This is a genomic window from Terriglobia bacterium, from assembly GCA_036496425.1.
GTDB lineage: Bacteria > Acidobacteriota > Terriglobia > 20CM-2-55-15 > 20CM-2-55-15 > 20CM-2-55-15.
The window spans coordinates 1-25,247 of the sequence record DASXLG010000367.1; the positions used below are offsets into that span (position 1 = coordinate 1).

Annotated in this window: 19 protein-coding genes and 1 pseudogene; 7 read left to right on the forward strand and 13 right to left on the reverse strand. The window is 59.4% G+C overall.

Translation table 11 applies throughout. The features are described 5' to 3' along the window. From VGK48_26985 to tadA, 3 genes are all read right to left on the reverse strand, one after another. The coding region (locus tag VGK48_26985; GenBank protein ID HEY2384837.1) for a carboxypeptidase-like regulatory domain-containing protein at positions 1-1,545 on the reverse strand (1,545 nt) is incomplete at its 3' end. Between the two features lie 281 nt (positions 1,546-1,826). After that, the gene (locus VGK48_26990) at positions 1,827-2,558 is read right to left on the reverse strand and encodes an alpha/beta hydrolase (protein HEY2384838.1); all 732 of its coding nucleotides are present in this window, start codon (positions 2,556-2,558) and stop codon (positions 1,827-1,829) included. A gap of 5 nt (positions 2,559-2,563) precedes the next feature. After that, entirely contained in the window at positions 2,564-3,016 is a 453-nt protein-coding gene (gene tadA, locus VGK48_26995) for a tRNA adenosine(34) deaminase TadA (GenBank protein HEY2384839.1), read from the reverse strand. Positions 3,017-3,052: 36 nt separating this feature from the next. Here tadA and VGK48_27000 point away from each other — a divergent pair, with 36 nt between their 5' ends. Both VGK48_27000 and VGK48_27005 read left to right on the forward strand, forming a co-directional pair. Next, complete coding sequence (locus tag VGK48_27000) at positions 3,053-4,096, forward strand: BsuPI-related putative proteinase inhibitor (GenBank protein ID HEY2384840.1); 1,044 nt, start codon at positions 3,053-3,055, stop codon at positions 4,094-4,096. Then, positions 4,096-5,262: a M20/M25/M40 family metallo-hydrolase gene (locus VGK48_27005; GenBank protein ID HEY2384841.1), complete on the forward strand. Its 1,167-nt coding sequence runs from the start codon at positions 4,096-4,098 to the stop codon at positions 5,260-5,262. Before VGK48_27000 ends, VGK48_27005 begins: the two co-directional genes overlap by 1 nt. Here the strand turns inward: VGK48_27005 and VGK48_27010 are convergent. Further along, positions 5,259-6,512, reverse strand: coding sequence for a hypothetical protein (locus VGK48_27010; protein ID HEY2384842.1), 1,254 nt, complete (start codon positions 6,510-6,512; stop codon positions 5,259-5,261). The two genes, VGK48_27005 and VGK48_27010, sit on opposite strands and share 4 nt — an antisense overlap. Before the next feature lie 16 nt (positions 6,513-6,528). Here VGK48_27010 and VGK48_27015 point away from each other — a divergent pair, with 16 nt between their 5' ends. Continuing rightward, the gene (locus VGK48_27015) at positions 6,529-8,016 is read left to right on the forward strand and encodes a succinic semialdehyde dehydrogenase (protein ID HEY2384843.1); all 1,488 of its coding nucleotides are present in this window, start codon (positions 6,529-6,531) and stop codon (positions 8,014-8,016) included. 98 nt (positions 8,017-8,114) lie between these two features. Here the strand turns inward: VGK48_27015 and VGK48_27020 are convergent, their stop codons facing one another. Continuing rightward, positions 8,115-9,869, reverse strand: a complete 1,755-nt coding sequence (locus VGK48_27020; GenBank protein HEY2384844.1) for a M48 family metalloprotease — start codon at positions 9,867-9,869, stop codon at positions 8,115-8,117. Positions 9,870-9,897: 28 nt separating this feature from the next. Next, entirely contained in the window at positions 9,898-10,926 is a 1,029-nt protein-coding gene (locus tag VGK48_27025; protein HEY2384845.1) for an energy transducer TonB, read from the reverse strand. Positions 10,927-11,326: 400 nt separating this feature from the next. Between VGK48_27025 and VGK48_27030 the strand changes: the two genes are divergently transcribed. Beyond that, the gene (locus tag VGK48_27030) at positions 11,327-11,740 is read left to right on the forward strand and encodes a response regulator (GenBank protein HEY2384846.1); all 414 of its coding nucleotides are present in this window, start codon (positions 11,327-11,329) and stop codon (positions 11,738-11,740) included. Positions 11,741-11,839: 99 nt separating this feature from the next. On the opposite strand, the gene VGK48_27035 is transcribed toward VGK48_27030, so the two are convergent. Then, positions 11,840-13,006, reverse strand: a complete 1,167-nt coding sequence (locus VGK48_27035) for an acyl-CoA dehydrogenase family protein (GenBank protein ID HEY2384847.1) — start codon at positions 13,004-13,006, stop codon at positions 11,840-11,842. Positions 13,007-13,045: 39 nt separating this feature from the next. On the opposite strand from VGK48_27035, the gene VGK48_27040 reads away from it, so the two are divergent. Together VGK48_27040 and VGK48_27045 are read left to right on the forward strand one after the other, a co-directional pair. Next, the gene (locus tag VGK48_27040; protein ID HEY2384848.1) at positions 13,046-14,245 is read left to right on the forward strand and encodes a CCA tRNA nucleotidyltransferase; all 1,200 of its coding nucleotides are present in this window, start codon (positions 13,046-13,048) and stop codon (positions 14,243-14,245) included. Continuing rightward, a complete protein-coding gene (locus tag VGK48_27045) occupies positions 14,242-14,460 on the forward strand; it encodes a helix-hairpin-helix domain-containing protein (GenBank protein HEY2384849.1) in 219 nt (72 codons plus the stop codon). Before VGK48_27040 ends, VGK48_27045 begins: the two co-directional genes overlap by 4 nt. 77 nt (positions 14,461-14,537) lie before the next feature. Here VGK48_27045 and VGK48_27050 read toward each other — a convergent pair whose 3' ends face one another. The 6 genes and pseudogenes from VGK48_27050 to hutH all read right to left on the reverse strand — a co-directional run bounded on the left by VGK48_27050 (position 14,538) and on the right by hutH (position 23,421). Beyond that, positions 14,538-17,156 (reverse strand): transglycosylase domain-containing protein, encoded by a 2,619-nt coding sequence (locus VGK48_27050; protein HEY2384850.1) that lies wholly within the window; start codon positions 17,154-17,156, stop codon positions 14,538-14,540. Positions 17,157-17,299: 143 nt separating this feature from the next. Continuing rightward, positions 17,300-17,869 (reverse strand): cyclodeaminase/cyclohydrolase family protein, encoded by a 570-nt coding sequence (locus VGK48_27055; GenBank protein ID HEY2384851.1) that lies wholly within the window; start codon positions 17,867-17,869, stop codon positions 17,300-17,302. A gap of 27 nt (positions 17,870-17,896) precedes the next feature. Next, positions 17,897-18,805, reverse strand: a pseudogene (gene ftcD, locus VGK48_27060) (glutamate formimidoyltransferase). Beyond that, positions 18,789-20,036 carry an imidazolonepropionase gene (gene hutI, locus VGK48_27065; GenBank protein HEY2384852.1) on the reverse strand — a complete coding sequence of 416 codons (1,248 nt, stop codon included), beginning with the start codon at positions 20,034-20,036 and terminating at the stop codon, positions 18,789-18,791. Before hutI ends, ftcD begins: the two are co-directional and overlap by 17 nt. Before the next feature lie 230 nt (positions 20,037-20,266). After that, positions 20,267-21,907, reverse strand: coding sequence for a urocanate hydratase (gene hutU / locus VGK48_27070; protein HEY2384853.1), 1,641 nt, complete (start codon positions 21,905-21,907; stop codon positions 20,267-20,269). Then, positions 21,904-23,421 carry a histidine ammonia-lyase gene (gene hutH, locus VGK48_27075; protein HEY2384854.1) on the reverse strand — a complete coding sequence of 506 codons (1,518 nt, stop codon included), beginning with the start codon at positions 23,419-23,421 and terminating at the stop codon, positions 21,904-21,906. The genes hutU and hutH overlap by 4 nt, the downstream gene beginning before the upstream one ends. A gap of 64 nt (positions 23,422-23,485) precedes the next feature. On the opposite strand from hutH, the gene VGK48_27080 reads away from it, so the two are divergent. Then, entirely contained in the window at positions 23,486-25,114 is a 1,629-nt protein-coding gene (locus VGK48_27080; GenBank protein HEY2384855.1) for an amidohydrolase family protein, read from the forward strand. Positions 25,115-25,247 lie beyond the last annotated feature (133 nt).

The following is a 25,247-nucleotide window of genomic DNA, read 5'->3' on the forward strand; positions in this document are numbered from 1 at the left end:
ATTGGCGGGATCGAGATTGTCCCAGGCAAAAACAGTGTAGTCGCCGGGCGCGATGCCCTGCACAGTGAAGCGGCCTGCGGCGTCTGTCGAAACCTTCTTATAAAGGTCGTCGCGATTGCGGCGGCTCTCGTCGGGTATAAGCGTTACTGAAAGGTTCGCCGCAGGCTGCCGGCCGGCATCCGTGACGGTGCCGGTGACTGTCCCGCCATTCGCCGCAAGCACGATGTCCAGCGTGCCGCCGGCCCGTGGATCTACGTGCAGACCGTCTGAGAGAACATCGGTGGAGCCGAACCGGACGGATTTCAGATATTGATTCTGGGGGATCTCTTCGACCAGGACCGAATAGTCGCCTTCGATCAGATCGACGAAATCGAACGCGTCGTTCCCCTGGAAATCCGCGAAATCGCCAAAACCCTGAGAGGTGGAGCGGGCGCCCTGACCCAGTACGCTCACGATCGGATGAGAATCCACGCGAGTGCCGTTGGGCAGGCCCTCGATCGTCAGCCGTCCCGCGAGATTGACGCTGGGTTCCAGGTTCACCGTCACGTCAACGTCCTGATCGCCGACGTCGACTGGAATGCTGGCGCCGGTCCGTCTGGTGACGTCGTTTGGGCCTCTCTGCGGGGAGCCGCCGGTTGCGATGAGAGTGTACGAGCCGGGAGGGACCGCGGTGAACTGTCCGTCGCCGTTGGCATTTGCCGCCGCGCGTTTCACATCCATCGCCGCAGCGGCATTCCTGGGAACGAGCGTCAAAGCCGCCACGCGTTGCGGTCCGGACTGTCCAGAATTTCCATCAACAACGGTGACATGGACACGCCGCCCGATGGATGGATTAAGCGTGAAATCGACGCCACCGTAATCCGCGCCCGGCGGCAAGTCCATCGACGACGCACGCTGCGGATCCGGCGTGCCCGGGAAATATGTCGGCACGACATTTTGACGCACTCCGGAATTGTCCGGAAGCGCGAGATGAACGGCCACGGCTCCTTCGACTGTATTGATGAATATGTCATTCGAGCCGCCACATCGTATGTAGTACCGGCCAGGTGGCAGCCAGAAGAGCCGGTACTCCCCACGATCGTTGGTGCTGATCGTCTTCACCTGGGTTAAGGTGCTTCGCCCACCGGAATAGGAATATCGAAGAGCTTCCACGCTTACGGCCCCTGCCGGCTCGCCATCCGCATCTGTGACTCGTCCGGATATCGCACCGTAGGCAGTCATGGTGAGGTTCAGATCCTTCAGGTTTGCGGCGGGTGCAACCGTGATCGCGCTGCCGGCGCCGTCGCGGCTGTGTTTCCCGTATGCGGCATCCATGTAGCCCGTACGCTTGGCCTCCAGCCGGTAGCGGCCGGCCGGTATCGATGGAAATAGAAAACTGCCATCGGAGCCGGTCAACACCGAGGCTGCCGCTTGCTGCCCGTCCTGTTTCAGCGTGATCGTGGCTTTTGACACAGGATCGCCGGCCGTCGTCTTCACAATTCCGGCGATAGAGCCCGGTTGAAACTGGAGCAGAGCAGTAATGATGGCGATCGGAAGCATGTTCATCGCGTTGGAATAATCCTAACTCCAATTTGGCCTCCATTCCCCGCCTTTTCAAGGCCGGGTGCGCGAGCGATCAAACGTTAGAACGCTCGGGCGGGGCGGTTACCAACGAACCGCGAAGCGCACCTTTTTTGTTGGAGTTACTAACCGCCCCGTCTGCGCCGCTAAGAACGGGACCATTTTGTTAGGGGCGCAGCCACCCCGCCTTTGAAAGGCGGGGAATGTCCCTCTCATCGACTTTTGTGCAAAACCTTCCTCAGGTCGATGCCAGGTTCCTGGCGCGACTATCGCACGAGCTTCTTGACCGCATCTCGCACCCGCCCAAATTCTCCGGTCTTCGGATCGACGAGTTCGAAATGTCCCGCCCCCTCGAGCCTCACCAACTCCGCATCGTCGCCGCGAAGTTGCGCGGCCTGAGCGTATCGCTCGCTGATTTCAAACGGGACGCTGCTGTCGGCGGTGCCGTGAAATAACTTCTGCGGTCTACCCAGCGGCAGCCGCTCGATCGGCGAGGCAATGCTGTAGCGAGCCGGAACTTCATCCGGACTTCCGCCGAGAAACTCCGCCACCACATTCTTGCTCAATTTCAATTCCCAGGCGCGGCGAAGGTCCACAACCCCGGCAAGCGAAACCGCTCCAGCAATCCAGCCCTTTTCCGCCGCCAGCCAGAGCGCCAGATGTCCGCCGGCCGAATGACCGATCGTGATAACGCGTTTCAGATCGAGCGCGAATTCGGCTGCGAGCGACGTCAGATGATCCTCCGCCGCGACGACATCTTCAAATGTTCCGGGCCAGCCGCCTCCCGGATCGCCGATCCGGCGGTACTCGATGTTCCATGTCGCGATCCCATCCGCGGTCAGCGCCTCGCAAATCGGCTCGATGTAATCGAGGCCGTAGCGGTTGCGCCAGAATCCTCCGTGAATCACCACCGCAACCGGCGGCTTCGCCTCATCCGGCACACGCAGGTCCCCGAATTGAAGCGGTTCCTTGCCATAGAACGCACGGCGTTTTTGCATTGGCTTCAGGCTCGCCGCCGGGCAAAAAACTCCCGCAGGATTGCGGCGCATTCGTCTTCGCGAATTCCCGTCACCACATCCACGCGGTGATTCAATCGCGGGTCCGTCAATACGTTATAAATGGAGCCCGCCGAACCGGCTTTCGGATCGACGGTCCCGAAAACCAGGCGCGCGATGCGGGCGTGAATCATGGCGCCGGCGCACATCATGCAGGGTTCCATGGTGCAGTACATGGTAGCGCCCGAGAGCCGGTAGTTCTTCAGCGTCCGGCTGGCTTCACGCATGGCCATGATTTCGGCATGAGCGGTGGCGTCGTGCGCCGAGATCGGCTGATTGAATCCGCGGCCGATGATTTTGTTATCGAAGACAACGATCGCGCCCACCGGCACCTCGTTCAGGGACTCGGCCTTCGCGGCTTCCGCCAGGGCCAGATGCATGTACTCCGAGTCGGATTCCATGTACATGGCCGCATGCTACACTGTGGAGCATCGGCCATGAAATCGGTTTCCAAGCTGGCTTTGCTATTTCTGCTTTTGCCGGCAACCTTATTCGCTCAGCCCGGCGTCCGGATGTCTGCGGATTTCCTGCCGCTGGAAGTAGGGAACCGGTGGGAGTACGACGTCTTCAATGAGGCCGGGACGAAAGTCGATCACCTGGATTTCAGTGTCCAGGAATACCGGATCGTGAGCGGCCGCAGTTTCTATGTCCTCAATCAATTTCCGTTCGCCAGCGAGGGCGACAAAATCCGGCTCGTCCGTTATGACCGGCAGGAGCACACATATCTTCGCCTGCTGGACAACGACGAAGGCCCCTTGTTCCTCGCGGACGGCGCGCGTGTCGAAGTGTTGAAAGCGGACGATTCCGGCCTGCCGTCGAAGTTTGTAATGTATGGCGATCTGGTCGACCTGACGTTTCAGCGGGGTATCGGCATTGTCGAAGCCCGAATGCATTCCGGAGCAGTCGAGATCGCCAAGCTGACCGCACTCCATACCAGTGAACAACAGCTGGCCGATGCCAAGGCCGAGGGCGCCCAGATCTCTACGCAGCCGAAGCCGCCTCAACAGACAGCGCAGATTCCGCCGGGACAGCCGCAGACGCAGCCGGGCCAGCGGCCGCAACAGGCTCCACAACCACAGCGGCCGCGGACCGAGATCGAAAACGTGGCCAAGGCCACCGAAGAGACCGTTGCATTGGATGTGCAGGCCAGCGACATTGCCGGCGGCACGAAATTCCTGCTGACCGTGATCAATACCACGGACAAGCTCATACCGTTCAATTTCACCACGGGACAAACGTACGATTTCGTCATCACCGACGCAAACGGCCAGGAGATCTGGCGCTGGTCGCGCCGGATGTTCTTCACCCAGGTCATCCGGCAGGAAGCGATGCGTCCGAACAAGAACTGGACTTTCGAAGTCACGTGGAACCACCGGGACAACGAGCTCAACATCGCCCATCCCGGCAAGTACACGGTCGTTGGCAGTATCGCCAGTCATCCGCCGATGGAATCCCCGCCGGTCGTGTTCGAAGTTCACTAGTGGAGAGCAGCGTCGATAACGTTTTCAGTGACAAGCGGGTCCAGCGGGCATTCCGCTTCATCGCAGAAAATGAGCCCGCCATCGAAGCAGAACAGATCCGCCTGACTCAGATACCGGCGCCGCCTTTTGGCGAGAGCGAGCGGGCCCGCGCCTTCGCTGATGAATTGTCGCGGGCCGGCTTGCGGCCCGAAGCGGATGGGATTGGCAATGTCGTCGCGGCATACGACGGTCCCGGCAGGAATCCGGTTGTGGTCGGCGCACATCTGGATACGGTTTTTCCGGCGTCGACGCCCCTGGAATTGCGCCGGAAGGGCCGCGCGGTTCTTGTTCCCGGAATTTCGGACAACGGTTGCGGCATTGCTGCGTTGCTCTGGATGGTGCGGGCGGCAAAGGAAGCCGGCATTGGATTCCGGCGTCCAGTGATTCTGGTCGGCAATGTCGGCGAAGAAGGAGAAGGGAATCTTCGCGGCATCCGTTACCTGTTCGAGAATCCGCGCTGGGACGGCCGCGGCTGCGAGTTTATTGCGATCGACGGCGCCGGATTTCAGCGGATCACGCATCAGGCGCTCGGCAGCCGCCGGTTCCGCGTGCACCTGGCGGGTCCGGGCGGCCACAGCTGGGCGGATTTCGGGCGGCCGAATCCGGTGCAGGCCATGGCGTCGGCAATTCACCTGTTCTCGACGGCAAGCGGCGTGCGCCGCAGCGGCGAATCGTTCAACTTTGGATTGGTGCGCGGCGGCATTTCGGTAAATGCCATTCCGCGGGACGCGGTCATGGAAGTCGATCTCCGCTCGATCGTGGCGCCGAATCTCGCTGAACTGGAGAAGCGCTTGCGCCGCTGCGTTAATGAGGCCACACGCGCGTCCGGCGTCGAGTGCCGGATTGAGCTGATGGGCGAGCGGCCTTCCGGGATGACGCCCACCGGGGCGCCGCTGGTTCAGGCTGCAATGGACGTCACACGGCGGCTGGGGTTCGAACCGCTTCCCGACGTCGGATCGACCGACGCAAACCTGCCGATCTCGCTGGGCATTCCGGCGATTGCCCTGGGGGGCGGGGGGAGCTCCGGAAATGTGCACACTCCGGAAGAATGGTTTGATCCGGCGAGGCGCGAGATCGGTATTCAGCGGTTGCTGGCACTTGTCGGCGTGGTCGCCGGATTGGACTAATCGTCTTTCTTCCCAGTGAGCGAGAAAAGTATTCCCCGGAGATATGAATCGAGCTCGGCCTTTTCCACGTTTTTTCGAATGACGGTGGCGAGTTCGGTATCCGGGCTGTCGATGATCGCTATGATTTCGCTGATCGACGTTTCGACCCGCGAAATTTCGGCTTTGATAGCTTCGGTATCGAGTCCGCTGCTGCTGCCGGCCTGAGCGGCGCTCAGCCGCGAACGTTCGGATTCGAGAAGCGAGCTTGCGCTCTGGAGTTCCCGGGTGAGCTGGGTTTTCTGGAGGATGGCTTCCTGGAGCCGTTGTTCATACTGCATGCGGAGCTGATCCACGACCTCGGTGCTGACACGCTCGCTGGTTTCCGACATTCGCTGGAGCTGCTGTTCCAGCCGCCGCCTCTCGGCGTCCCAGGAAGTTTGGGCGTCCTGCATCTGGCGCTGCAACGCGTCTTTCTCACTCTTGAGATCCTGAAGCTTTTCCTGGGAGGGGTTCGGTGCCCGCGCCGCAGCTTCATAGCCTTGGATTTTCGCTTCGGCCTGAATGAAGGCCTGCTGGAGCTGTGCCGCATGATCGTTGAGCTGCCGGCGTTCGGTGTCCCACTGGCGGGCGGATTCTTCCAGTTTGTGGATCTGACCGACGAGCTGTTCCCGCTCCGCCGTCCACTTCGCCAGCGTTTCCTGGAGCTGGTTTTCAAGGTCGCGAACCTTGGGATTGACTTCGGGAGCTTCCCCTTTGGGTATCGGGCGGCCCATGATCTGTGCCGCCCGCCGGAGCTTCACCATCTCGCCCGCCAGCTTCAGCCGCTCCTGTTCCCACTCGGCCTTTCCGCGCAGAAAGGCCTGTTCGAGCTCTATTTTTTCCTTTGCGATGCGGCTGACTTCGACTTCGAACTGCTCCTTGACGGACTGGGTCGCGCGCATCGGATTCGACGCCCGGGCAATCGCTTCGGCGACCGCGCCTTCGAGCCGATTCACCTGGGATTTGAGCTGAGCGCGCTCGGTCTCCCATTCGGCGGCGGCCTTCTTCACTCGTTCCTCGGCGGCTTCCTGGACCTTGAGGATCGAAGCGGCATCCGCCCCCTTGGACTCCGCCGGGGCTGCGGTGCGCTTTCGAGCCAGCGCCGCTTTCGCATCGGCGAGTTCGGATTCGAGCTTATCGATTTCCGCATTCAGTTTGCGGCGCTCGGTACGCCATCGTTCCGCCGCCTCTTCCATCTCTTCCAACTGCCTGCGCAGGCCGTCTTTCTCCATGCGCGGATTATAATTCATGGACCCGAGAGGAGTTCTTATCGAAGTACGAAATCCGGTTACCGGGGAAGTTGTCGGGCAGGTCGCCGAGACAACCGCCGGTGATCTGGCCGAAACCGTGGAACGGGCACGCCAGGCGCAGGCCAGGTGGAGAGCCCTGCCTTTTGCCGGGCGGGCCCGGATTGTCCGCCGCTTTCACGATTTGCTGCTGTCCCGGCGTGAAATGGTTCTGGACACGATTCAGTCGGAGACCGGAAAGGCCCGCCGGGATGCGCTGGGCGAGATCGTGACGGTTGCCGGAACCGCTCGATATTATCTGGCGAATGGCGCCGGGCATCTGCAAGTCCGCCGGCGCCGTCCGGCGGTTCCCGTGGTGACCTCCGCCGAGATTATCTACAAGCCGCACGGCGTCGTGGGCCTCATCACGCCGTGGAATTATCCCTTCCTGCTGGGTGTCGGAGATGCGATTCCGGCGTTGCTGGCCGGAAATGCCGTCGTCGTCAAGCCGTCCGCATTGACTCCGCTCTCGGCTGTGCTGGCGCGCGAACTGCTCGTTGAATCCGGCCTTGATCCGGATCTGTTCGCCCTGGCCCACGGGGCGGGAGAGGTGGGCAGCGAGCTGATCGGCCGGGTGGACTACATCGGATTCACAGGAGGAACGGCCACCGGGCGCAAGGTGGCTGTCGCCGCTTCGGAGCGCTTGATTCCGTATTCGCTCGAGCTGGGAGGCAAAAATCCGATGATCGTTCTCGAAGGAGCGCCGCTCGATGCGGCGGCGACGGGGCTGATTGCCGGAGCCTTCGCGAACAGCGGGCAGACATGCATTTCGGTGGAGCGGGCTTACGTTCAGGAATCGATTTATGCGGAGTTCGCCAGGCGTGTCGCCGGGAAGACGGCGGCGCTGAAGCTGGGCTGGTCGAAGTCGTGGAATCTGGATATGGGCAGCATGATCAGCAGGGAACATGCGGAAAAGGTCCTGGAACGCATCGAGAAGGCTGTCGCGGGGGGAGCCCAGGCGATTGCCGGAGGCCGTGCGCGATCCGAACTCGGTCCCGCATTTGTCGAGCCGACGGTTTTGACGAATGCGCGCGACGACATGCCGATCTCGAAGGAAGAAACCTTCGGCCCGGTTATTGCGCTGTATCCCGTCCGCACGGCCGAGGAGGCAGTCGCCCGGGCGAACAATTCCGAGTTCGGATTGAATGCGTCCATCTGGGCCAAGGGCGGCCAGGCGCAGGAAATCGCGCGCCAGATCGAAACTGGCTCGGCAGTGATCAATTCGACGCTTCTGATCTACAACAGCTTCGATGTTCCGATGGGCGGCGTGAAGCTCAGCGGGATCGGACGCAGGCACGGGGAGCAGGGTATCCTTCGTTATACGCAGGCGCAGAGCATCGTCAGCAGCGTGGCTGCGGGCGGGGGGTACGATTCGATGCTGATGCGGGTGCGCAGTCAGTGGATGGCGGATGCCTTGGCGGGGATATTAAAAGTGTGGCGGAGGTTATGACGGGGAATTATTGCACCATCGCATCACTGGAGGTTGCTGCAGTTCTAAATTTGAAATGCAGCAACTTCCAATGATGCGACGGTGCAATATGCTTATAGCTAATTTTCCTGTTTCACCGTGGCCGGTTGCCCCGTGGGCGTGGCCGGCGTGGCTTGTGCCGTCTTTGCAGGCGTGTCACCGGTCTGCCGTGTAAGGTAGATGTAGAACGGTGTCACTTCGAACGGCATCTTTTCCCGCGCTGAAAGCAGGGCCACAGGTTTGGTCTTCGGCATTTCGATCCTGGCAGTCCAGGGATCGACGCGTACGCGTCCACCCAGCGGCAAGGCCGCAATCTGATCGACCTTCGTCATCTCGAGTTTGGGCGCGCCGGTTTCCAGACTCGTCATGCGCTGTACGCGATTGCCTTTGACCATGGTGTTGCCGATATGAGCGCGAAGCAGATTCGGCAATTGTGAAGCGCGGGCATTCACCGCTTCCAGGAACAGGCCGGCGTTTCCGAGCTTGTCTTTGTACGGAGAGTTCTTCAGGAGCTCGGCGGCCTTCGCATCGGCGTCGATTTCTTCTTTGGGATCGCGTTTCAGGTAGAGCTTCTGGAAAGCCTGCGGATCTTGAAAGAGCATGCGATCGCTGAAGGCATACATGGTGTCCAGGCGATGGCCCAGCGCGATGTGAGCGAGTTCGTGAGCCAGTATTGTCGCAAGGCTGGCCTCATCGGGCAGTACATCGATCAATCCGCGGCTGAGGACGATCGTGTGGCCGATGGTGAACGACTCGAGCGGCGTCGTCAGGAGAACGCGGACGCGAACCTCCGGTTCGATGTCGAGATTGTTGGTCACCTCGAGGTTGTTGACGACGGTTTCGAGCGTTTTGTTGACCTCGCCATCGGGTGCGATCAGCGCGGCTTTCTCCAGGCGTTGAATGACATTATCTTCAGCCTGTCGCTCCCATTGGCGAAGCGCATAGACAGGAGATGTTCCTTCGGCGTCTTCGATCTTGTCTTTGACGTCGTCGGATTCGACGATCAATGCCGTCAGCTCATTCTGGCCGCTGGCTTTACCGACGTTATATCCCCAGAGGCGCGTCTGGCCCTTGAAGCGCAGATGCCGCAGGCCGACGAGATAGCCCATGTTCGATTCTTCGGTGTACACATAGGCTGGCAGCCAGATTCCGGGGCCCATGTATTCACGCCAGCTGTCGAAGTGGAAGTACATCTTCGTGGAGGACGACGGCCCGTATGTGCCGTTGAAGCGGACGATGTTGTATTCCTGATCCTCAGCCCAGATGCGTCCGCGAAACGAACCGGAGGAACCCTTTTTGGGAAGCACATCGAAAACAAGGGTGCGCACCGAACCGAGAAATTCGCGGCGGACATACTCGAATTGATAGTGATTTTTGTCGAAGTGGCCGTCGACCACAAGCATCTGCGCAAATCCGCCGGGAAGATATTTGACGGAGTAAAGCTGCGTTATTTTGCCGGTGATCTTGTCCGGCGCAGGTTCGCCGCCGAGCAGCGTGTGTTCCTTTTCCTCGGCGTTGAAATCAAGTTTGCCGAGGAAGTACTGATCGTCCACGGGACGGAACGCAAGCGCGTCATCCTTGTCGAGGCTCTGCAGGTAGGTCTCGACGAGCGGATGCAAGGTACGCATCTTCGACGCGAGAATCGCTTCACGTCCGACGACCCGGTCCAGGATCTGGCTGACCGTAGACGGAGCTGTCGGGTCCACCGGCGCTGCCGAGGTCGTGTTCGACGGCGGGGCTTGCTGAGGCTTCTGCGCAGCAATGGCGAATCCGCCGCCAATAGAAAAGAATAGAATAAAGACCCAAATCGATATTTTGAAGTTTAGATTACGCATATTCCTTCCATGCTTTCTGTTGCCCTGGCTAGTACGCCAATTCAAAAACAATGTGGACCGTGGCCGTTGAATCCACCGGCTGTCCGTCTCGTTGTGCAGGTTTGAACTTAATCTGTTGAGCGGCGCGTAAAGCGTTCTGGTCAAGTCCGTGTCCGAGCCCCTTCACCACCTCAAGCACGCGCACTTCCCCGGCGGCCGTGAACATGACACGCACCAGGACTTCACCTTCGACCTTTTGTGTCCGCGCTTCTGCGGTGTAGTCGGGTTTCGGTTTGGATAGAATTTCTACAGGCACCTGTGCCGAACCGGTTTCCAGGTGTCTCTTCGGCGCTTCAGCCTTGGCTGCGCCATCCAGATCACCAAAACCGCCCTGCTGAACGGCGCGGCCCGATCCGCCACCGCCACCGCCATTGCCTCCGCCGCCTACAGGCGCGACGCCGTTGCCGAATCCCGAACTGTGCACGACTCCCCTGGCGCCGTGCGCTCCGCCGGTTCCATTCCCCGCTCCCGCACCCGTGGGCAGATCGAACGAGCCAAGCTCGGCGATATTGCCGACTTTTCCCGGCTTGCCGACGGCCTTGACTCCGTTTGGATCGCCAAATCCGCCGGTCTGGACTTTTTGCGCTGGCAGATTGGTGGTCGGCGTTGCAGAGCTTCCGGTGGAGAACATCCCGGTCTTCACTTCAGGCGCCTTCGGAGCAGCGATCGCCGGTTCGTTCGAATCCAGATGCGGAGTGTTGCGCACGACGGGAATTGGTTTTTCCCGCTCGATCACATCCGGCAGCTTGATTGCGGCGATTTTCGGCGGTTCCGGTTTTTTCTCAACCGGCGGCTGAACCACCACAGGCTTCGGCGGAGGCGGCGCCACGATCGGCTTCGGTTCAATTACCGGCTTCGGCCGCGGCGGTTCCTTGTAATGGGTGACTTCGAGCGGCTGCGCCTTCGGTATCGGAGGAGCAAGCTGCACTGTGGTATATCTCGCCTTCATCGTCTCCGTGAAGATGAGAGGAATCAGCAGCAGAACGGATAGCAACACACCGTGAACCGCTACACTCATCACCAGGGAACGCTTGCGAGATCCTTTGAATTCGAGTGATTGAAAGAGTACGGCGCGAGAATCGTCCTGATCGCGACCCCGCGGCGTGAAGTTATTCGAATACGCCATAACACCCTGGAAGTTGCAAGAGTCCTTCCAGCTTGATTCCGTCGGCTGCAAGTGCCGTAAATCGTTGAGGTTAACTACGCCGTTTGTTTGATTGAGCAAGGGCATCTTGGTTCCTCTCATTCCAAATCGAGTTTCAGGAGATGCACCCGTGGTTAGTCGCGTCCCCGCCCGCCAAATTGCACCTCCGGCTCCAACCAGCTCCGCCTTAGAAACACAGGTGGTTGCGTGATTCCACCGGCAGGGAATCCATAAACTTGCTTGGACTTGCGCATTTCTGATAGTTATTTGAGAAATGAAAGTGCTCATCGCTGAAGACGACCGCGATTCCCGTGAATTGCTGGCGTGGATGCTGGAAAAGCTCGGTTATCAAACCGTCGCGACGACTAACGGGAAAGAAGCGTGGGATGCGTTTCGCAAGAGTCGTTTCCGTCTTGTGATTTCAGATGTGTTGATGCCCGAGATCGACGGCCTCGAACTCTGCAGGCGCATACGCAAGCACAAGCAATCGAAATACACCTACATCATCATGATCACGGCTCTGATCGGTAAGAAAGACTACCTCGAGGGTATGGAAGCAGGCGCGGATGACTTCGTGACGAAGCCGTTCGACCCCGATGAGCTGAAGGCCAGGCTCCGCGTAGCGGAACGCATTATTTCATTCCAGGAACAAGCCGCATTGGCGGAAGAAACCAAATCCCGGGATTAAGACCTAATGTAAATTGCATCATTGCAAGTTGCTTCATTTCTTCAATTGAAGAAATGAAGCAATGTCGAATTGATGCAATGATCCAATGCTCCCGCCCTCCTATTTATAGGCAGCCAGCCCCGTGATGTGCTCCCCCAGGATCAGCGCATGGATATGATCTGTTCCCTCGTACGTATACACCGACTCCAGATTGCACATATGACGGAAGACCGGGTACTCCAGCGTGATCCCGCTCGCTCCCATCAGGTCCCGAGCCAGGCGGGCGGTTTCTAATCCCACCCAGACATTATTTCGTTTGGCCATGGAGGTTTGAGCGAAGTGGAGCTTGCCTTCGTCCTTCAGCCGGCCGAGCCGCCACGCGAGCAGCTGGCCTTTGGTGATCTCGGTTACCATGCGCACGAGCTTTTCCTGGACCAGTTGGAATTGCGCGAGCGGTTTTTCGAATTGAGTCCGGCCCTTGGTGTACTCCAGAACGCATTCGTAGCATGCCATCGCGGCGCCGATGCCGCCCCAGGCGATTCCGTAGCGGGCCTGATTGAGGCACATCAACGGGCCCTTGAGTCCTTCCGCTTTCGGAAGAACATTCGCTTCGGGCACCAGCACATCGTCCAGGATCAGATCGGAGGTGACGGAGGCGCGCAACGAGAGCTTGTTTTTGATTTCCGGCGCCTGAAATCCGGGAGTTTTCGTTTCGACAATGAATCCTTTGATTTCTTCGCCGGCTTTTGCCCAGACGATCGCGATGTCCGCAATGGTTCCGTTGGTGATCCAGCGCTTTGTCCCGTTCAGCACCCAGCCTTTGTCTGTGCGCCGCGCGCGAGTCTCCATGCCGCCGGGATCGGAGCCGTGATCGGGTTCGGTGAGTCCGAAACAACCGATCTGTTCTCCCCTGGCCAGCAGCGGCAGCCATTTCCTCTTTTGCTCCTCCGTGCCGAACGTGAAGATCGGATACATCACCAGCGCGCCCTGAACGCTGACGAAACTGCGAAGCCCGCTGTCGCCCCGCTCGAGTTCCTGCATGACGAGGCCGTATGCGACGTTATTCATGTTGGCGCAGCCGTACTCTTCAGGAAGGTTTCCGCCGAACAACCCCATTTCTGCCATTTCAGGAATCAGTTGATTGGGGAATGACGCTTCCTCGAAATGTTTATCGATGACCGGAATGACGCGGTCATCGACGAAGCGGCGCACCGTATCACGCACCATCCGTTCCTCGTCCGACAGGAGATCGTCGATCCGGTAAAAGTCGACACCTTTAAATGACATCCGCGTCCTCCATACAAAAAGCTATCATAACGGACTCATATGAGACCGGATTCGGCTATCCAGATTATTCGCGAGCTGCGCAGGCATGGACATGAGGCGTACCTTGTCGGCGGCTGCGTTCGCGACATGGTGATGCGGGTGGAACCGGCGGATTACGACATTGCGACGGATGCGCTGCCCGGGGAGGTGATGCGCATCTTTCCGCGCACGGAAGCCATTGGCGCGCAGTTCGGAGTTGTTCTCGTTATCCATCGCGGGCATCCGTTCGAGGTGGCGACTTTCCGTTCGGATGAGGCCTATGTCGACGGCCGGCGGCCGACGGGTGTGGTCTTTACGAATGCGGAGCAGGATGTGCTCCGCCGGGATTTCACGATCAACGGGCTGCTTTACGATCCCGCCGAAGACCGGATCATCGACTATGTCCACGGCCAGGAGGATATCGCCGCCAGGATCGTCCGCGCCATCGGCGATCCGCATGCCCGATTTGAGGAAGATAAGCTGCGAATTCTTCGGGCCGTCCGTTTCGGTGCGCGCTTCGGTTATTCGATCGAACCGGCCACCTGGGATGCGGTCCGCGCGATGGCTCCGAAAATTCACCAGGTCAGCAAGGAGCGCATCAGGGAAGAGATCACGCGCATTTTGACGGAAGGCCAGGCGGCGCACGGGTTCCGGATGCTCGATGAGGCCGGTCTGCTGGCGCAGGTGCTGCCGGAATTGGAGTGGACGGATCACATCCGGAAAGCGCTCGAGCTGGTGCCGTCGAAAGCGGAGCCGGATTTTGCTATGGCTGTCCTGCTGCACGAAACCGCGCTGCCGCATGTCGCTCAGATCGTCGAACGCTTGAAGTTCTCTCGCGCGGAGATGCATCATATTATCGCCTTGGTCGAGAATCTCCCCCGCTTCTCGCAAATCCGGCAGATGACCGTCAGCGCCCTCAAACGGTTTTTCCGCCTGGATCGATTCCAGGATCATCTGGAGCTCGCTCAGATTCATCGCGTCGCCGGCAATGAAAACCTCGACGACTACGAGTTTGCGCTGCGCAAGCGAAAGGATTGGGGGGAGCCGGAAATCTGGCCGGAGCCGCTGATCACCGGAGACGACCTGATCGCGATGGGCTTCGCCCCCGGACCGTCGTTCAAACAGATTCTGACGCGTGTGGAGGATGAGCAGTTGGAAGGGAGATTGGGGATCCGCGAGGAAGCTGTCAACTTCGTGAAGCGGGAGTTTGTGCGCGCATGAGACTGGCAATAATGTTTCTTCTCCTGATCAATCTGAACACCGCGACGCAGGCGGAGCTGCGCACGCTACCCGGCATCGGCCCCGCGCTGGCCAGGCGGATTGTCGAGTTCCGGGAGAAGCAGCACGGATTCAAACGGGTCGAGGAACTGCTGGCAATTCCCGGTATGAGCGAGAAGAAGTGGAAGGCGATCAAAGATAAGATCGAAGTGAAATAAGAGGGGAAGAACACAAGAAGCAAGAGGCACATAAAGGAGCCAATGGATCCCTTATGTGCCTTTTGTGGCTAATTTTCTTATTTCTTGTCGTCGCCGCCGCCGCCGCCGAACAGTCCGCCAATCGCTTTTCCGAGCCCTTGAAAAACTTTTCCGACGCCTTTGCCGGCATCCTTTGCGGCGTCTTTGGCAGGTTCAGCAATCGTTCTGTCGAGCGTCTCGGAGATATGAAGACCGTGCAGTGTGCAGTACGTGGTAGGCGCCGTTCCCGAGATGAAGGCCTCTTCGAAGGTATGTTCGCAGGAGGGGTTCGCCAGCATCAGCGTATCCGCATCGAGGCGGGCGAAGTCGATGCCGGAAGGCGCATCAAAGTTCATATGCTCCGGATCTTTCGGCGGATACAGAGCCGTTGACTTCATCATGAATTCGGTCCAGATCGGCAGCGCCGAGCGCGCGCCCTCGAGGTTCAAGTCGCGGTTATCGTCATAACCGACCCAGGCGATGACCAGCAGATCCTTCGTGTAGCCGGCGAACCAGCCGTCGCGTGAAGTGCCGGTCTTGCCCGCCGCCGGAAGCATGAATCCGCGCCCGCGCACACCGGTGGGACCGGCCGCGGTGCCCTCGTTGATGACGCCTTCCATGAGATAGGTCATGAGATATGCGAGTTCCGGCCGCATGACCTCCTGCGGCTGGTATTTGTAGGACTTGTTCGTGGAGCCGTCCCCACTGGTGACCCGGAGAAGCGCATGAGGCTGCATACGCTGCCCTTCATTTGCAAAAGCGGTGTAGGCGCCGGCCATTTCGATCGGCGTGACCTCAAATGCTCCCAGCGCAACCGATGGATAGCCTTTGATTTTTGCGTTGAGTCCCAGCCGTTTGGCCATTGCCGCAACGCGGCCGTAACCGATGTGTTCGGCAACTTTGATGGTCGGGACGTTCAGCGAATGCTCCAGAGCTGTCCGGACGGTGACGATGCCACGGTACTCCTGGTGATAGTTGTTCGGCTGATAGGTACTGCGGCCGTTCTCGTAAACGAAAGTGGTCGGCTCATCCACGATCGTCGTTATCGGCGTGACGACGGTATCGTGCGTCAGGGATTCTGGCTGTGAGGCGGTCGATCCATCTGATAAATCGTTCGGCGCCGGATCGGCGGTGGGCGTCAGGTTCGGCTCCGGCTTCGGCGTGTCCGCTCCCGGGTCGGCATCATCCGATTTTCCCTGATCGAATGCCGTCTCCAGAGCCGTCGCGTAAACGATCGGCTTAAAAATGGATCCGGGTTGCCGCGATGCCTGAACGATCCGGTTCAACTGCGTCATGCCATAGTCGCTGCCGCCGACCATCGCTTTGATTTCGCCGGTATGGGGATCGAGCGCAATCAGCGCGGCCTGCGGCCCCGGCAGGTTGTCCGGGCCTTTCTGGCGCTTCTTCTGCTGCGCGATTTCATCGTTGACGAACTTCAAACCGTTTTGAACGGCATCGACGGCAATCTTCTGGAGCGCCGGGTCCAGCGACGTGTAGACGCGGAAGCCCCCATTCGTGATCTCTTCCTCGCTGAAGGTCTTCAGCAGCTCATCGCGGATATAGTCGACCAGATACGGCGCGTCGCTCGCATCCACTTTTGGCGGAATGACTTTCAGATCGGAATTCTTTGCCGCGTCGTATTCCTTGTCGTTGATGGTTCCGATGGTATGCATCGCCGCAAGCACCGTATTGCGCCGGCGCTTCACTTCATCCGGGTGTTTGACGGGCGAAAACCGTCCGTTCGGGGCCGGGATGATGCCTGCCAGTGTTGCCGCTTCCGGCAACGTGAGATTGGAGATATCCTTGCCGAAATAGGCTTCAGCCGCCTCGCCAAACCCGTTGATACTGAAAGAGCCGCGCTGACCCATGTAGGTCTGGTTGACGTACAGCGTCAAAATCTGCTGTTTGGTCAGGCGTTGCTCCAGCATCAGCGTGATGAAGATTTCGGCGACTTTGCGCCTCACGGTCCGGTCGGTCGTCAGGAAGAAGTTCCGTGCAAATTGCTGCGTGATCGTGCTGGTGCCGCTGATTCGATCGGACGAACGGACGCTGTGAATCACGGCTCCCGCCAGCCGGACGGGATCGATGCCCCAATGGGTAAAGAAATGCTGATCTTCAGCGGCTGTGAGAGCGTCGATGAACACCTTCGGCAGATCGTTGAACTCGATCACGCGCCGCTTTTCCCGCGACTGGTCGTAAAGATTCGTGACCAGCTCGGCCGGCAGCCAGGCTTCGGAAACCTCGCCAATACCGGGTTTGACGATTTTCGTCAGGGATGTCTTGGTGAAGTCGAGACGCATGGCATCGCCGATCTTCGGTTTGATCGTGACCCGGCTTCCCGAGACCTCGTATTCGCCGTCCTCGGAGCCACCCTTGTCGGAACTGTCAAAACCCGCCCGCTGAAGGCGCAAAACCGCATCATTCGGCGAGAGGTTTTGTCCGGGATAAATCCGGTACGGAGCGGCATAGATTTGCGCCGTGTTCTTGAAGATTTCGCCGCTCAGCCGCCGGTCGATGACCTTCGAGTAGTAGTTGTAGTAATAGAGGACGAGCGCCGAGGCACCGATGAAAAAGAACAGGAAAAGCGAGAGAAGAACTTTAAACAGCGGGGATCTAAAAAAGCTGGAAAATTTAGCCTTCTTCGTCGGCCGAGCTCGTACCGGCTTGCGTTCAGCCATTTGCGAATTATAACAGAGGACCTTGGTGGTTTACTGAAGGTTTGGAAGGGGGGAGGGGACTCATTGCAAGTTGCATCATTCGAGGTTTTTTCATTTTAAATTTGAATTGCAGCAACTTCCAATGATGCAATCTGCAATAAGTTCTAATTCCCCCGCAGGGTCTGCTCCCAGCCCGCGATCATATCTTCATAGCGCATCCGGAGTTCCGTATCTTTGATTTCCGTGAGGTTGGTCCGCATGGCGGCGATGGCGCTCCTCAGTGAGGAACGGAGCATTTGAAGTCCGACCTGCAGATCGGACGCAACTTTGAGGTAAATGATCGAGCGCAGATCCTCCATGACCTTCAAGGCTTCGGCCGCGCAGCTGGCAACCCGCGACGGGATCTCCGTGGCGCGAATGAGGCCATCCTGAACACCTTTTTCCCGTTCCGCGGAACCTTTGGGTAGTTTGTAGGCGGCCAGCACAAGCCCATATGCGGCAGCGTCCGCATCGACCAGTTCCAGCAGGGTTGAGGCGTAGGGCGCCAGCCGGTCGAGGGCGTCGTTGTAGCGTTCGGCGTGCTGGGTGTGGTTCTTTTTATCTTTCGTGATCCGGATCACCATTTGTCCGAGCGATGCGCCGAGCGCGCCTGCCAGGGCGGCGACGCTGCCGCCGGCCGGAGCCGGTGTTCCCGCCGCGACCTGGTCGATGAACGGCCGCAAGCTGTCGGCCATGGACGGATGCTGCGCCTGCTGCCCGGCGCTTTCAATCACCGCGTCGAGACGATTCTCGAGAATCATGTCGGGCCGGAAGTTCTCGACCCGCAGGTAATACTCGGCTGCTTGATTCAGCGCCTTCTGGGGGATCAGGCCGATGATTTCACTGCCCGCAATGCCGACGCCGTATCGTTCGGCCTCGCGCCGCACGGCTTCGAAGACGATGCCCATCGGCGTCTGTTCGTAGTCGGTGAGGTTCATGGAGACCTGCGCCAGATTTCTTTCCGCCAACAGGACGCCCATCGCTTTGACATTACGAAAACCCCCGCTGGAGTGACGGACCCGTTTCGCGATGAACTTTGCGATTCCGACATTGTTGGTGTTCAGGTTGATGTTATAGGCGATCAGCGGCTTGCGGACTCCGACCACGGTGGCGCCTGCCGTGGGATGAATCTGGGAGGGGCCGAAATCCGGCTTACGCTCGGGATTACTGGAGATTTCGTCGCGCAGCCCTTCGAACTGGCCGCGCCGGATATTTTCCAGATTGACGCGATCGGGCCGTGCCGCAGCGGATTCGTAGAGATACACCGGGATGTGAAGCCGCTCGGCGATCTCGCGCGCCGTGTGTGTCGCAAGCGCGATGCATTGTTCGATGGTGATGCCGCGGATCGGGATGAACGGAACCACATCCGTCGCGCCGATGCGCGGATGTTCGCCCTGGTGTTTTGTCAGATCGATCGACTTTGCGGCTTCTTCAACGCCGCGGAAGACCGCTTCACCGATCACTTCCGGTGAGCCGACGATCGTCACGACAGCGCGGTTGTGGTCGCCGTCCATCTCATGGCCGAGAAGATAGACGCCGCTGACCGATGTGATCGCTTTCACTATCGCTTCGACGACTTCGGGCCGCCGGCCTTCACTGAAGTTGGGGACGCATTCAACCAGTCGATTCATCTCTGCTCCATGCGAGTTCTCCGCGCTTGAACGTTGCGACACAGAAGTTTACCGCGGTGAAATAGGGAATTTCGCGGTAATCCGCAACGTCATAGACCGCGAAGTCTGCCTGCTTGCCCGGTTCGATCGATCCGAGACGATCCTGACGCCGCAGCGCGCACGCGCCATTGATCGTGGCGGCGGCAATCGCCTCTGCGGGAGTCATCTTCATCTGGGTGCATGCCAGCGACAGGACGAACTGCATATTCAGCGTCGGCGATGTACCCGGATTAAAATCGGTCGCGAGCGCGACGGCTGCGCCGCTATCGATGAGTTGGCGCGCCGGTGCGTAGTGTGTGGCGCCGGTGTTGAACAGCGTCGCCGGAAGCAGGGTGGCGATCACGTTCGAGGCGGCCAGCCTCTCGATATTTTCGGCAGTGATGGCGCCGAGATGGTCGGCCGACGTCGCGCCGATTTCAACGGCGAGTGCGGCGCCGCCCGAAGACTGAAATTCGTCGGCATGAATCTTGATCTGCATGCCGAGAGATTTCGCTTTCGCAAATATGCGCCGGGCTTCCTCCGGCGTGAAAACGCCGGGTTCGACGAAGACATCGCAGAACTCCGCCAGGCGCTTCGCCTGAATCGTTTCCAGATCGTGGAGAACCTCGCCGACGAAAGCCTGCCGGTCTGTAATGAACTCCTGAGGAATGGCGTGGGCTCCAAGGTAGGTCGGCACGACTTCGAGCTGCCCGGCCGACCGCATCGCTTCAAGCATTCGAACCTCGGTGTCCAGATTCAGCCCGTATCCGCTCTTGGCTTCGATTGTGGTGGTGCCGTACTCCAGGAAGCGATCGGCAAACTGCACGCGCAGATCCGGCATGGCGCGCACCGCTTTCACGCTGGATAAAATGCCGCCGCCGCGCGCGAGGATATCCATGTAAGGCGTGCCTTCGATTCGCCATTCGAATTCGTCAGCGCGCGTCCCGGCAAAAACCGCGTGGGTGTGGGAATCGACGAAGCCGGGCAGAACGATTTTGCCGGACGCATCGAAGGCGGGCGCCTTCGTGTCCGGCAACTGGTCGGTTGGACCGGTCCAGTCGATGAATCCGTCGCGAACGGAGATTGCGCCGTCTGCAATGATGGAGAGGTCGCGCAATGCGCGGCCCCGCCGGGGCGCAGGTCCTTTCAGGGTTAGAAGCTGTTTCGCGTGGACGATGTTGAAAGTCATGGCCTGAAGTCCGGAGGTGGACATTCCCCTCCTTTCAAAGGAGGGGTGTCTGCGCCACCAAGAAGAAGATCCCGTTCCTTAGCGGCGCAGACGGGGTGGTTAGTAACTACAAACAAATAAGGTGCGCTGCGCGGTTCCTTGATAACCGCCCCGCCCGCGCGTTCTAACGTTTTGACTGCTCGGGCACCCCGCCTTGAAAAGGCGGGGAATCGGCCACCACCCAAACATCTCTCCGACCGTCACCCCCTCACGGCCTAAATCTTGATCCCCTTGCGCTGCGCAAATTCCTTCGCCTCTTCGTATCCCGCATCCGCATGCCGCGCGACGCCGATACCCGGATCGTTTGTCAACACGCGGTTGAGCCGCTCTGTCATCTCGTCCGTACCATCCGCAACGATCACCTGGCCCGCATGCAGCGAATATCCGATTCCCACCCCGCCGCCATGATGAAACGAAACCCAACTCGCCCCGGATGCGGTATTCAAGAGGGCATTGAGGATCGGCCAGTCGGCGATGGCGTCACTGCCGTCTTTCATGGCTTCAGTCTCCCGATACGGCGATGCGACGGATCCGCAATCGAGATGATCGCGTCCGATAACGATCGGCGCCTCAACCGTGCCCTTCTTCACGAGATCATTGATACGCTCGCCGAATTGCGCACGCTCGCCATAGCCCAACCAGCAGATTCTCGCGGGCAGTCCCTGAAAGTGGACTCTTTCACGGGCGAGGTGAATCCATCGATTCAGGACCTCGTCCTCTGGAAAGAGTTCCAGGACGAGTTCATCAGTGATGGCGATGTCCTTCGGATTGCCTGAAAGCGCGGCCCAGCGGAACGGCCCGCGTCCCTCCGCAAACATCGGCCGGATATAGGCGGGGATGAATCCCGGGAAGTCGTACGCGTTCTTCACACCGCCCTCGAAAGCCATCGTCCGGATGTTGTTTCCGTAGTCGAAGGTGACGGCTCCTTGCTTCTGCATGTCGAGCATCGCCTGGACGTGAATCGCCATCGACTCGATCGCCCGCGCGGTGTAGGCCTTGGGATCGGATTCACGAAGCTTGCCGGCGTCATCAAGTGTCAGTCCTCGCGGGATGTATCCGTTGAGCGGATCGTGCGCGCTCGTCTGATCGGTCAGCACGTCCGGTATGCCGCCCCGCCGCACCATTTCCGGAAGGACGTCGGCGCAGTTGCCCACGAGTCCGACCGAGAGTGCTTTTTTCGCGTCGCGCGCGGCCGTCACGAGCTTCCATGCTTCGTTGAGGGAATCGGTCCAGGTGTCGAGGTATCCGGTATCGATGCGCCGCTGCACGCGCGCGGGATCCACCTCGACCGCCAGAACGGCCGCGCCATTCATCGTTCCTGCAAGCGGCTGCGCTCCGCCCATTCCGCCAAGGCCGCCGGTCAGGAGGATCTTTCCCTCCAGGGAACCGTTGAAGTGTTGGCGCGCCGCCGCCGCAAATGTTTCATACGTTCCTTGAACGATTCCCTGAGTGCCGATATAGATCCAGCTGCCCGCCGTCATCTGTCCGTACATCGTGAGTTGCAACGCTTCCAGGCGATTGAATTCATCGCGAGTCGCCCAGTGCGGCACGAGATTGGCGTTTGCGATCAACACCCGTGGCGAATGCGGAAAGGTGCGAAACACCCCGACCGGTTTTCCGGATTGAATGAGAAGGGTTTCGTCGTTTTCCAGAGCGCGGAGCGCGCGCACAATCGCGTGATAGGCATCCCAGCTGCGCGCCGCCCGGCCGGATCCGCCGTAGACGATGAGTTTCCTCGGATTTTCAGCGACGTCCTCATCGAGGTTGTTCATCAGCATGCGCATTGCGGCTTCCTGATGCCAGCCCTTGCAGCAGATGGCCGTACCGCGGGGGGCCCGTACCGGCGTGTAGTTCATGATGGATCCTCGGCGAGCCGGATGAAGTCCGGTTCATTCATGATGCGAATCATGCGTTCAATATCGGTAGAGAGAACACGATCGAGGGCAACGTGCGGAATGTTTTTGCGGATGTGCGAGTGTGTTGCCTCGATCGAGGCGCTGGATTTCAAGGGCCGCAGATAGTCGATGCCTTGAGCGGCGCACAGAAACTCGATTGCCAGAATCCGCTCCACATTCGTAACAACCTGTTTCAGCTTGAGCGCCGCGCCCATGGCCATCGGCACGTGGTCTTCTTTGTTGCCGGAAGTGGGAATCGAATCCACGGACGCCGGATGCGACAGCACTTTGTTCTCACTGGCAAGCGCGGCGGCGGCGACCTGGGCGATCATGAATCCGGAATTCAATCCCGGCTGATCGGCCAGAAACGGCGGCAGGTCTCCGTATTCTGGATTCAGCAGACGTTCGATGCGCCGCTCCGAGATGTTGGCGAGAACAGACAGCGATATCGCCAGGAAGTCGAACGCCAGCCCCAGGTACTGGCCATGAAAATTGCCGCCGGAAAGAACCTCGCTGGTATCGGCAAAGACCAGGGGATTGTCCGTTGCGCTGTTGATTTCGATGGCCGCCGTCTTCCGCACGTTTTCCAGACACTCGCGCACGGGTCCGTGAACCTGGGGCATGCACCGGAGGCTGTAGGCATCCTGAACACGGCCGCAATCGAGGTGCGACTCGCGGATCTCGCTGCCCCGGAGAAAGCGTGACAGCCTCTCCGCCACCTGAAGCTGCCCGGGATGCGGCCGCGCCTGATGGATTCTCGCGTCGAAAGCGACTGGAGAGCCTTTCAATGCTTCGAGCGACATCGCTCCGGCCAGATCGGCCAGATCCGCAAGTTGCGTGGCTTTCATCGAACTGATGATGCCGGTTGCCAGAGTAACTTGCGTCCCATTTAGCAGAGCCAGGCCTTCCTTCGCCTCCAGGTCCAGAGGCGCGATTCCTATGCCTTCGAACGCTTCGCGTCCGGTGATCCTCGTCGAGGCGCTGAAGACCTCACCCTCGCCGATCAGGACGAGCGCGAGGTGAGCCAGCGGCGCAAGATCGCCGCTGGCGCCGACGCTGCCGCGGCAGGGAATCACCGGGTACACGTGATGGTTCAACAGATCGCAGAGCCGCTCGGCCACCACCGGCCGCGCTCCGGAGAGACCCTTGGCCAGGACATTTGCGCGCAGCAGCATCAATGCGCGGACTTCGATTTCGCTGAAAGGCTCGCCCACTCCGCAGGCGTGGCTGCGGACCAGATTGTGCTGCAGTGGAGTGATCTGGTCGCGGCCGATATGAACGTCCGAAAGCTTGCCGAAGCCGGTCGAAACGCCGTAAACCACGCGGTCGTCGCGGACGATCGTTTCGATGACGGCGAGGGAGCGCGACATCTTTCCGGCGGCGTCCGGATGCAGCGCCACGCGGCGCCGCTCCATCGCGACCTCCAAAACGTTTTCGATTGTCAGAATCTCGCCGTCAATCAACAGCGGAACCATATAAAAGAATCATAGCCGCGATGACCCCGATTGTGTTTAGCTACGCTACCGAAAAGGAGAAGACGTGGGTAAAAGACTCTCTCGCAGAACATTCCTGGGCAGCGCGGCTGCCGCCGCGATCGGTTTCGGAACACCGCTGGGTTCCCTGAGTGGTTACGCGCAAGCCGCGCAGGTTGCGGATGATGGCCGCGATCTCGCGCTCATCAACGGTAAAATTCATACGATGGACGGGAGCAACCGCGTCGTGTCTCAGTTGCTGATCCGGAACGGCCGCTTCGCCGCCGTCGGCAACAATGTTTCCCGTACAGGCAATGTCCGAACCGTCAACCTGATGGGAAAAACCGTCATTCCCGGCATCATCGATGCGCATAACCATATCGTTCTTGTCGGCAACAGACCCGGATGGCACACGCCGCTGGAGCACGTCTTCACGATCCCCGACGCAGTGACGGCTCTCAAAGCGCGCAGCATGGAAGTTCCAGCCGGCGAATTCATCACCACCGTGGGTCCGATCGCCGCAATGCAGTTCGAAGAAAAACGCCTGCCGAACTTGACGGAACTCGACGCGGTGAACCGGCCGGTCTTCATCATCGCGGCCCAAGGCGGCACACGCACGAATACACAGGGGAAGATCTGGTTCGAGGCGAAAGGAATCACCGTTGGAGCGGATGGCGTTCTTGCGGGCAATCAGTCGGGCCTCGCGCTTCAAACCTTGCGGAAAGAGTTGCTGACTCCGGAGACCCGAAAACGAAGTGCTTTCGGAGCACTTCAGTATTACGCGTCGCTCGGCATTACGACCATTCGCGATGCGGGCGCGTTCCATAAAGACGAACCGTCGACCGGCGTTGCCGACGAAAACACCTACACGATGCACAACCCGTTTCTGGCGCTCCACAGTGAAGGGAGGATGCCAACCCGGCTGCGAATTGATTTTCTCCACCAGGACCCGCCGAACGCCAATCCGCCATTGCCAACGTTGTCCCAACGGCTGAAGAACTCATTTCCATTCTTCGGCGATGAGTGGCTCAAGACCGGCGGCATCGGAGAGTTCACCGGAGGCGGCGTCGACGGATTACGCGCGATCGCGAAGGCGGGATGGCGCGCCGAAGACCACGCCCTGAATCTCGCGATGGTTACGAACGAGATTAAAGACCGCGAGACCGTGAACGCGGAGATCCCGATTACCAACCTTCGATGGATCGTTTCCCACATTCCCGAGTTTCCCATCGATCTGGCAAATCGAGCCAACGCCATGGGAATGGGCGTTCTGGTCGGATGGGGACCGCTGCGCACTCTTCCCCGGAATGCCGCGGCCGGCATCAGCCTCGGGCCGCCGTACCGGATGCTGATGAATCACCCGATTCACAAGGGCTATCACTCGGATGGAGGCGATATCACCATCATCAACCCCTGGGTGAATTTCTATACGATCACAACCGGCAAGAACCTCGCAGGAGACCAGATTCTCGGCGACCAGAAGCTGACCCGGCAGGAAACCATGTGGCTCGCCACCACCGCCAACAAATGGTTCATCCGGGAAGACGATATCGGTTCGATCGAGGCGGGAAATCGCGCGGATCTGGCGGTCCTGGACCGGGATTATTTCACCGTGCCGGATGAAGATCTCAAGCGCACGAAGTCGCTGCTGACTGTCGTTGGCGGCAAAGTCGTCCACAATGTGGGAGTTGTGTGATCTTCGTGGCGTGAAAATCCATTATCGGCGATGGTCCTGCAGCAAGTGACCCATCTTCGGAACCACAAGAAGCACAAAATGCGAAGGAACGTCGCGTCTCTCTTGTGCATTTTGTGCTTCTTGTGGTTCCTTC